The sequence below is a fragment of the Roseicyclus sp. genome (assembly GCF_052168335.1).
Lineage (GTDB): Bacteria > Pseudomonadota > Alphaproteobacteria > Rhodobacterales > Rhodobacteraceae > Roseibacterium.
On sequence record NZ_JBQLZP010000427.1, the window covers coordinates 1 to 7,815 of the forward strand.

Consider the following 7,815-nt stretch of genomic DNA (forward strand, 5'->3'; position numbering starts at 1 on the left):
CGACGATGTCGCCTGCGCCCCAGACGAGCAGGATCGCCGCGCAGGCCGAGAGGGTGAGGAAGGTGAAGACGAGAATGGGCTCGCCCCGGTTCAGGAACCGCACGAGCGGCGTGTAGAGCGCGTGCGCCACGCAGCCCCAGAAGAAGATCGCCTCGCCCGTGCCGATCTCGAAGGCCAGGATGGCCGAGACGTCCGCCCGGAAGATGACCCAGATCGCCCCCGCCGCGCCGAGCGCGAGCGCGAAGGCGATGCGCGGGCTGACCGCCTGCCGCAGGAGAAGGAGGCCGAAGACCGCGCTCATCACCGGGGTCAGCGTGAAGACGGCGGAGGCCGAGACCGGCGGCGCCGTCTTCAGCCCCTCGAACATCGTCACGAAGTAGACCGCGAAGAGCCCGCCGAGGATCAGATAGCGCCAGGGCGCGCCCAGCGCGGCCCTCGGCACCCCGCCCCGTGCCGCCACGACGCCGTAGACGGCGGCGGCCGCGATCACGAAGCGCACCGCGTTCAGCGCCGAGGGCGAGATGTCGTTCGCGATCTGCCCGCCGAGCGAGAAGCTGCCCGCGATCAGGGCGGAGAAGGCGAGCATGGCGAGATGCCCGCGCGTGGCCTCCGTGCCGCCGGTCGCGCGCGAGATCACTGGTCCACGGGCCAGGACTTCACCTCGGACTTGAGGTGGCGCACGAAGCTCTGGACCTTGGCGGTGCGGTGCAGGTCCATGTGCGTGACCAGCCAGATCTTCGCCGACCATTCCTCGAGCGTCGGCAGCATGTCGACCAGGTCGGCGGTGCGATCCATGTCCCATGAGGCGACGAACCCGATCCCGATGCCCGCGACGACCGCCTCCTTCGCGGCCCGCATGTCGGAGGCGCGGAAGACCACGTTGCGGTCCGGCACCGTCTCCATCAGCCAGCGGTAGTGCGGCGCGCGCGGGGTATCCTCGTTCGGCCCGATGAAGCGGTGGCTGTCGAGCGTGTCGTCGTTGAGCGGCCCGTGCGCATCCACGTAGGCCTTGCTCGCCACGAGGCGCAGCGTCAGCGTGAAGAAGGGCTGCACCACGTTGTCGGGCTGGTCGGGCAGCTTGCCCGCACGGATCGCCACATGCGCTTCTCCGTACTCGAGGCGGAAGAGCCGCGCGTCCGAGATCAGCCGCACGCGGAGGTCGGGGTGGCGTTCCTGGAAGGCCGCGATCGTGGGCACGATGAGCGGCGACAGCTCGCCCAGCGAGGTCACGATCAGGTCGCCCGTCACCTCGTCGCCGCGTCCCTTGATGCGTCCGGCGAGCTGCGTGAACTGGTCGTCCGCGACGGAGGCGATCGACAGCAGGTCCTGCCCCGCCTCGGTCGCCGTGTAGCCGCGCGCGTGGCGCTGGAAGAGCTTCGCGCCCAGCCGCGCCTCGAGCGCGTCGATGTGGCGGATGACGGTCGCGTGGTGGACGCCGAGAACCTCCGCCGCGCCCGAGACCGTGCCGAGGCGGGCCACCTGGTAGGCCGTGCGGATCTCGTCCCAGTTGTCCATGCTCCCGCCTCTCCCTCCCGTGCGCCAGCTCACGGCAACAAGGTGAACCTCTCGCTTCCTGTGCGCTGACGCAAGGCCTGTCATGGATCGGCAGGACCGCGAAAGCCTTGAGGATCGCCGGGCCCACCCCTTCCCCGGCCCCTTCCCACTGGCTAAGGTCGCGGCCATGAAGGGCTTTGCGACCGTTTTCCTGGCGAGTCTCTGGTTTGCGATGCCGGCCTCGGCGCAGGTGATGACCTGCCGGCTCGACTTCGAGGTGGTCGTGACGCAGGGCGTGGGCGAGATCCTCAACGGCGACCGCCTCGCCGGAACCGCCGAGTTCCAGACCACCGGCCGGACCCTCCCGCAGGAGGGCGACGGCGCCGCCTGGTTCGCCACCGGCGAGATGCGTCTCGGGCCCGACATCGCGGGGACGATCTGGATGGTCGTCACCGCCGCGGGCGGGCCGACGGCGGACCTGATCGGCATCTACGCCGAGGACGTCGAGGGCCTCAGCTTCGCGGGCATCGACTTCGAGGGGCCCATGGCGCTGACGCTCTACGGCCGGGCGGGCACGCTCGACGGCCCCGTGCCGCCGATGCGCCAGGAGGCATGGGACCGCCTGGACCTCCGCCGCGCCTTCACGCTCGCCGCTCACGGTTACGACATGCTGACGGGCAGCGTGGCCGAGCTGCGCGTGGAGTGCGCCTGAGCGCCCGAATTGGTCCGCAATTCCGTGGTACGGGGAGCCCGAGACCCCGCACCGAGCCCGGACCATGACGATCCTCGAACGGACAGACACGCGCCTCGTCATCGAGTGGCGGCCCGCCGGGCACGCCTGGGGCTGGCTCGCCTTCACGCTGGCGATGACCGCGGGCCTCGTCGACAGGTGGCCCGAGCTTCGGACGGGCGACACCCTGATGGCCGTCGGCGCCGTCGCGCTCGTCGTCTTCATGTATGTCCAGGTCTACAAGTTCGCGCAGGTCACGCACCGCGTCCTCGACCGGGACACGGGCCGCGTCCGCATCCTCCGGCGGACGATCTTCGGGCGGCGCGAGACGGGCTTTCCGCTCAGCGAACTGACCGGCACGCGGATCACGGTCGTTCCGTCGAAGGCGCTGGTCGGCAACATCCTGTTCCTGCGCCGAGACCAGGGCGGACGGACGCGGTGGGTCGCCGTCACGACCACGCTCTTCCGCGGCGCTCTCGTGGAGCCGGCGGCGCTCGCCATCGCCGACTGGCTTGACTCGGCACGCCGCAGGGCGTAACCGCGCCCCAAACCGGGAACGCGTCAGCATTCCGGTCCTGATCCCGTCAGGATCGCCCCCCGTCAGCGAGGTTTCGCCCACGGGGGTCATGGCGCATTTCCGGCACGCTCCCTACCTTCGGGGGCACCAGAGACGAAACAAGGGGGCCCCCAGCCCATGTTCGAGAACCTTTCAGAACGCCTCGGCGGCGTCTTCGACCGGCTCACCAAGCAGGGCGCGCTGTCCGAGGACGACGTGCGCACCGCGATGCGCGAGGTGCGCGTGGCGCTGCTCGAGGCCGACGTCTCGCTGCCCGTGGCGCGCCAGTTCATCAAGGCGGTCGAGAAGAAGGCGACGGGCGCGGCGGTCACGAAGTCAGTGACGCCCGGCCAGCAGGTCATCAAGATCGTGCATGACGAGCTGGTCCACGTCCTGACCGGCGACGAGGATCCCGGCCGCCTCAAGATCGACAACCCGCCCGCGCCGGTCCTGATGGTCGGCCTCCAGGGCGGCGGCAAGACCACCACCACCGCCAAGATCGCCAAGCGCCTGAAGGAGCGCGAGGGCAAGAAGGTGCTGATGGCCTCGCTCGACGTGAACCGCCCCGCGGCCATGGAGCAGCTCGCCATCCTCGGCACGCAGATCGGCGTCGACACGCTGCCCATCGTCAAGGGCGAGGACCCGGTCGCCATCGCGAAGCGCGCCAAGACGCAGGCGAGCCTCGGGGGCTACGACGTCTACCTCCTCGACACCGCCGGCCGCCTCTCCATCGACGAGGAGCTGATGGCGCAGGTCGAGGCGGTGCGCGACGTCGCCAACCCGCGCGAGACGCTGCTGGTGGTCGACGGCCTGACCGGCCAGGACGCCGTGCACACCGCCGAGAACTTCGACGCCCGCATCGGCATCAGCGGCGTCGTGCTGACCCGGATGGACGGCGACGGGCGCGGCGGCGCGGCGCTGTCGATGCGCGCGATCACCGGCAAGCCGATCCGCTTCGTCGGCCTCGGCGAGAAGATGGACGCGCTCGAGACCTTCGAGCCCTCGCGCATCGCGGGCCGCATCCTCGGCATGGGCGACATCGTGGCCCTGGTCGAGAAGGCGCAGGAGACGCTCGAGGCCGAGCAGGCCGAGCGCATGATGAAGCGCTTCCAGAAGGGTCAGTTCAACATGAACGACCTGAAGGGCCAGCTCGAGCAGATGCTCAAGATGGGCGGGATGCAGGGCATGATGTCGATGATGCCCGGCATGGCGAAGATGCAGAAGCAGCTCGACGAGGCGGGCTTCGACGACACCGTGATCCGCCGTCAGATCGCGCTCATCAACTCGATGACCAGGAAGGAGCGCGCGAACCCCGATCTCCTGCAGGCGAGCCGGAAGAAGCGGATCGCGGCGGGCGCCGGGCAGGACGTGTCCGACCTCAACAAGCTCCTCAAGATGCAGCGCCAGATGGCCGACGCGATGAAGAAGCTCGGCAAGATGGGCAAGAAGGGCCTCCTGCGCGGCGGCCTCGGCGCGCTGATGGGCAAGGGCGCGCCCTCGGCGCTCAAGGACATGGACCCGGGCCAGATGGACCCCGCCGCGATGGAGAAGGCGGCGCGCCAGATGGGCATGGGCGGTCTTCCCGGTCTCGGCGGCGGTGCGCTGCCCCCGGGCCTCTCGGGTTTCGGCAAGAAGAAGTGAGCATGCAGGCCCCGACCCTCGAAACCCCGCGGCTGAGGCTGCGCCCGATGCGCGAGGCGGATTTCCCGGCCTATGCCGCGCTGATGGCGAGCCCGCGCGCGCGGTTCATGGGCGGGCCCTACGACATTCCCGGTGCCTGGGGCAATTTCTGCCATGACGCGGGGTGCTGGCCGCTCTTCGGGCACGGCGCGCTGATGCTGGAGCGGCGCGAGGACGGAGTGACCGTGGGACAGGTGGGCCTGAACGCAGGACCGCTCTACCCGGAGACGGAGCTTGGCTGGATGCTCTACGACGGCCACGAGGGCCGGGGCTACGCCACCGAGGGCGCAGCGCGGCTGCGCGACTGGGCCTGGGGGACGCTGCCGATCGAAACCCTCGTGAGCTACACCCATCCCGACAACGATGCCTCCAAGGCGGTCGCCCTCCGCCTCGGTGCGGTCGAGGACTTGGACGCGCCGAGGCAGGACCCCGAGGACTGCGTCTTCCGCTATCGGAGGGCGGCATGACCGCACGCGCCTCCGAGATGCCGCGCTGCACGCAGCCGCCGGTTGGCCTCGCCGCCCGCGCGGCCGAGGGACACCGCACCTCGGTCCCCGTGCTCGAGACCGGCCGCTTGCGCCTGCGCGCGCCGCGGACCGAGGACCTCGCGGCCTGGACGCATGCCTGGCTCCTCGACTTCGCGGAGGAGGGCGACGGGGCCGAGGACGCCTGGATCGAGTTCAGCTGCTACACCGCCGGCTGGCTCCTGCACGGCCACGGCCTCTGGTCGGTCGAACGGCGCGAGGACGGGACACTTCTCGGCTTCGTCCTTCTCGGCCTCGAATGGGACGACGACGAACCGGAGCTCGGCTACATCTTCCTGCGCGAGCACCAGGGGCAGGGCTACGCGCGGGAGGCCTGCGAAGCGGCGCGCGATTTCGGCCTGTCGCTGCTCGGCACCTTCGTGAGCTACGTCGATCCGGGCAACGCGGCCTCGAACCGGCTGGCACAAAGCCTCGGCGCCACGCGCGACGCCACGGCGGAGGCGCGGATCAACATGGACGCGGACGACGCGATCCACGTCTGGCGCTACGGGAGGGCGGCATGACCGCGCACCTCGCCGATACGCCCGTCCTCGAGACCGAACGCCTGATCCTGCGCGCGCCGCAGGCGTCGGACTTCGACGCCTACCTGCCTTTCTTCACCTCCGAGCGCGCCCGCTTCATCGGCGGCGGCGCGGACAAGGAGGCGGGGCTCGCCTGGCGCGTGCTCGCGATCCTGTCGGGGCACTGGCACCTGCGCGGCTACGGCACATTCGTGCTTGAGGAGAAAGGCACCGGCCGCCCCGTAGGTTCGGCAGGCCCGTGGCATCCCGGCGACTGGCCCGAGCGCGAGCTCGGCTGGTCCGTCTGGAGCGCGGGGGACGAGGGCCGCGGCTACGCACGCGAGGCCGTGACCGAACTTCGCCGCCACGTCTACGCCGTTCTCGGCTGGCCCACCGCCGTCAGCTACATCGACGCGCGCAACGCCCGCTCCCTCACACTGGCGGAGCGGCTGGGCTGCACGCTGGACGAGGCCGCGGCGCGGCCCGCGCGGGACGAGCCGATCCAGGTCTGGCGCCATCCCGCGCCCGCGGAGGTCCTGGCATGAGCGCGTCCATCGTCCCCGTCTTCGAGGAGGGCCGCCTCCGCTACCGCGCGCCGCGGATGTCGGATTTCGAGGCCTACCACGCCTTCTGCGCCTCCGACCGGGCGCGTGGCGTCGGCGGGCCCTACCCGCACCGGGCCGACGCCTTCAACCGCTTGTCGGGCCTCATCGGGCACTGGGAACTGCGCGGCTACGGCCGCTGGATGATCGCCGACCGCGACACGGACGAACCCCTCGGCGTCGTCGGTCCGATGTTCCCCGAGGACTGGCCCGAGCCCGAGATCGCCTGGAGCGTCTTCGAGGCCGCCGAGGGCAAGGGCGTGGCGCACGAGGCCGCGCGCTTCGCGCTCCGCTACGCCTACGGCACGCTCGGCTGGACCACCGCGATCAGCTGCATCAAGGCCGGCAACGACCGCTCCGCCGCACTCGCCCGCCGCCTCGGCGCGGTCTGCGAGGGCGACTACGACCATCCCGCCATCGGCAATGTGCAGATCTGGCGCCATCCATCTCCGACAGAGGCCCGCCCATGAGCCACGCCACCGCCCACACGGACGAGACGGCCCGCGCGGCCGCCCTCCTCAGGGAGCATCGCGAGAGCATCGACCGGCTCGACGCGATCCTCGTCTACACGCTCGGCGAGCGGTTCAAGCACACGCAGGCCGTGGGCAAGCTCAAGGCCGCGCACGACCTTCCCCCGTCCGATCCGGCCCGCGAGGCGGCCCAGATCGCGCGGCTCGAAGACCTGGCGAAGCAGGCGGACCTCGATCCCGACTTCGCCAAGAAGTTCCTCCGCTTCGTGATCGACGAGGTCATCCGTCACCACGAGCGTCATCAATCCTGAGGCCCTCCGGCCTCGCCCCGCCATTCAAAGGAGACCACGACATGGCAATGAAGATCAGACTGGCCCGCGGCGGCTCGAAGAAGCGCCCCTTCTACCGCATCGTCGCAGCCGACAGCCGCATGCCCCGCGACGGCCGCTTCGCCGAGAAGCTCGGCACCTACAACCCGCTCCTGCCCAAGGACAGCGAGGACCGCATCAAGATGGACCTCGACCGCATCAAGCACTGGCTCGACCAGGGCGCCCAGCCGACCGACCGCGTGGCCCGCTTCCTCGAGGCCGCCGGCGTGCTGGCGAAGAAGGAGCGCGCGAACGTCAAGAAGGCCGAGCCGGGCGCCAAGGCCAAGCAGCGCGCCGCCGAGAAGGCCGCGAAGGCCGCAGCGGCCGCCGAGGCCCCCGCGGGCGAGCCCGCAGCCGCCGAGGCCGAATGAGCCTCGGGACGAGGGGCGCCGTCCGGGCGCCCCGCCAGTCCATGACGCGCGCGCGCCCGTCCGAGGATTGCCGAGCCCAGGGACCGCATCCGCGGCGGCGACGGAGCGTCTCGCCATGATCCTCGCGATCCTGGGCCTCGGCGGCGTCGGCCTCTGGTTCCTCGTCGCGGGCGACGGGCCGGGCAAGCTCGTGGGGCTCCTGCTCCTCGGGCTCGCCGGGATCTTCGCCTTCCTTCTCTGGGTCGCCCTCGAGGTGGACCGCCCCGAGCCGTCGCGCTCCGCCCTGCCAATGGAGGCGCGCCGTGGCTGAGCGGGTCTGCGTCGGCGCCATCGCGGGCGCCTTCGGCGTGCGCGGCGAGGTGCGCCTCAAGAGCTTCTGCGCCAATGCCGAGGATATCGCCGCCTACGGGCCGCTCGCGTCCGAAGACGGCAGCCGCAGCTTCGGGATCCGGCTCACGGGCGCGATCAAGGGCGGCCTCGCGGCGCGCCTCTCGGGCGT

At 71.1% G+C, this 7,815-nt stretch carries 12 protein-coding genes and 1 pseudogene; 11 read left to right on the forward strand and 2 right to left on the reverse strand.

Features of this window, described 5'->3' with window-relative positions; translation table 11 throughout:
- Window positions 1-586 (reverse strand): EamA family transporter (locus ACTS11_RS13035; protein ID WP_442640752.1); only part of this gene is annotated, 586 nt, incomplete at its 3' end.
- 47 nt (window positions 587-633) lie between these two features.
- Entirely contained in the window at window positions 634-1,515 is an 882-nt protein-coding gene (locus ACTS11_RS13040) for a LysR family transcriptional regulator (protein WP_442640741.1), read from the reverse strand.
- Between the two features lie 166 nt (window positions 1,516-1,681).
- Between ACTS11_RS13040 and ACTS11_RS13045 the strand changes: the two genes are divergently transcribed.
- The 11 genes and pseudogenes from ACTS11_RS13045 to rimM all read left to right on the forward strand — a co-directional run.
- Window positions 1,682-2,206 (forward strand): hypothetical protein, encoded by a 525-nt coding sequence (locus tag ACTS11_RS13045; RefSeq protein ID WP_442640742.1) that lies wholly within the window; start codon window positions 1,682-1,684, stop codon window positions 2,204-2,206.
- 64 nt (window positions 2,207-2,270) lie between these two features.
- Entirely contained in the window at window positions 2,271-2,762 is a 492-nt protein-coding gene (locus tag ACTS11_RS13050) for a hypothetical protein (protein WP_442640743.1), read from the forward strand.
- Between the two features lie 156 nt (window positions 2,763-2,918).
- Entirely contained in the window at window positions 2,919-4,421 is a 1,503-nt protein-coding gene (gene ffh, locus ACTS11_RS13055) for a signal recognition particle protein (protein ID WP_442640744.1), read from the forward strand.
- A gap of 2 nt (window positions 4,422-4,423) precedes the next feature.
- A complete protein-coding gene (locus tag ACTS11_RS13060; protein ID WP_442640745.1) occupies window positions 4,424-4,927 on the forward strand; it encodes a GNAT family N-acetyltransferase in 504 nt (167 codons plus the stop codon).
- Window positions 4,924-5,508 (forward strand): GNAT family N-acetyltransferase, encoded by a 585-nt coding sequence (locus tag ACTS11_RS13065; RefSeq protein WP_442640746.1) that lies wholly within the window; start codon window positions 4,924-4,926, stop codon window positions 5,506-5,508. The genes ACTS11_RS13060 and ACTS11_RS13065 overlap by 4 nt, the downstream gene beginning before the upstream one ends.
- The gene (locus tag ACTS11_RS13070) at window positions 5,505-6,050 is read left to right on the forward strand and encodes a GNAT family N-acetyltransferase (RefSeq protein ID WP_442640747.1); all 546 of its coding nucleotides are present in this window, start codon (window positions 5,505-5,507) and stop codon (window positions 6,048-6,050) included. The genes ACTS11_RS13065 and ACTS11_RS13070 overlap by 4 nt, the downstream gene beginning before the upstream one ends.
- Window positions 6,047-6,577 carry a GNAT family N-acetyltransferase gene (locus tag ACTS11_RS13075; RefSeq protein WP_442640748.1) on the forward strand — a complete coding sequence of 177 codons (531 nt, stop codon included), beginning with the start codon at window positions 6,047-6,049 and terminating at the stop codon, window positions 6,575-6,577. Before ACTS11_RS13070 ends, ACTS11_RS13075 begins: the two co-directional genes overlap by 4 nt.
- Window positions 6,574-6,888, forward strand: a complete 315-nt coding sequence (locus ACTS11_RS13080; RefSeq protein WP_442640749.1) for a chorismate mutase — start codon at window positions 6,574-6,576, stop codon at window positions 6,886-6,888. The genes ACTS11_RS13075 and ACTS11_RS13080 overlap by 4 nt, the downstream gene beginning before the upstream one ends.
- 41 nt (window positions 6,889-6,929) lie before the next feature.
- Entirely contained in the window at window positions 6,930-7,316 is a 387-nt protein-coding gene (gene rpsP / locus ACTS11_RS13085; RefSeq protein WP_442640750.1) for a 30S ribosomal protein S16, read from the forward strand.
- 115 nt (window positions 7,317-7,431) lie between these two features.
- Window positions 7,432-7,626, forward strand: coding sequence for a hypothetical protein (locus ACTS11_RS13090; RefSeq protein WP_442640751.1), 195 nt, complete (start codon window positions 7,432-7,434; stop codon window positions 7,624-7,626).
- Window positions 7,619-7,815 (forward strand): annotated as a pseudogene (gene rimM, locus ACTS11_RS13095) (ribosome maturation factor RimM); the annotation flags it as partial. The gene ACTS11_RS13090 and the pseudogene rimM, both read left to right, overlap by 8 nt.

Excerpts from the sequence above, each read along its gene's own strand:
- rpsP (WP_442640750.1), top strand. The coding sequence starts at position 6,930 with ATGGCAATGAAGATCAGACTGGCCCGCGGCGGCTCGAAGAAGCGCCCC.
- ACTS11_RS13040 (WP_442640741.1), bottom strand. The coding sequence starts at position 1,515 with ATGGACAACTGGGACGAGATCCGCACGGCCTACCAGGTGGCCCGCCTC.
- ACTS11_RS13080 (WP_442640749.1), top strand. The coding sequence starts at position 6,574 with ATGAGCCACGCCACCGCCCACACGGACGAGACGGCCCGCGCGGCCGCC.
- ACTS11_RS13050 (WP_442640743.1), top strand. The coding sequence starts at position 2,271 with ATGACGATCCTCGAACGGACAGACACGCGCCTCGTCATCGAGTGGCGG.
- ACTS11_RS13090 (WP_442640751.1), top strand. The coding sequence starts at position 7,432 with ATGATCCTCGCGATCCTGGGCCTCGGCGGCGTCGGCCTCTGGTTCCTC.
- ACTS11_RS13060 (WP_442640745.1), top strand. The coding sequence starts at position 4,424 with ATGCAGGCCCCGACCCTCGAAACCCCGCGGCTGAGGCTGCGCCCGATG.
- ffh (WP_442640744.1), top strand. The coding sequence starts at position 2,919 with ATGTTCGAGAACCTTTCAGAACGCCTCGGCGGCGTCTTCGACCGGCTC.
- ACTS11_RS13070 (WP_442640747.1), top strand. The coding sequence starts at position 5,505 with ATGACCGCGCACCTCGCCGATACGCCCGTCCTCGAGACCGAACGCCTG.
- ACTS11_RS13065 (WP_442640746.1), top strand. The coding sequence starts at position 4,924 with ATGACCGCACGCGCCTCCGAGATGCCGCGCTGCACGCAGCCGCCGGTT.
- ACTS11_RS13075 (WP_442640748.1), top strand. The coding sequence starts at position 6,047 with ATGAGCGCGTCCATCGTCCCCGTCTTCGAGGAGGGCCGCCTCCGCTAC.
- ACTS11_RS13045 (WP_442640742.1), top strand. The coding sequence starts at position 1,682 with ATGAAGGGCTTTGCGACCGTTTTCCTGGCGAGTCTCTGGTTTGCGATG.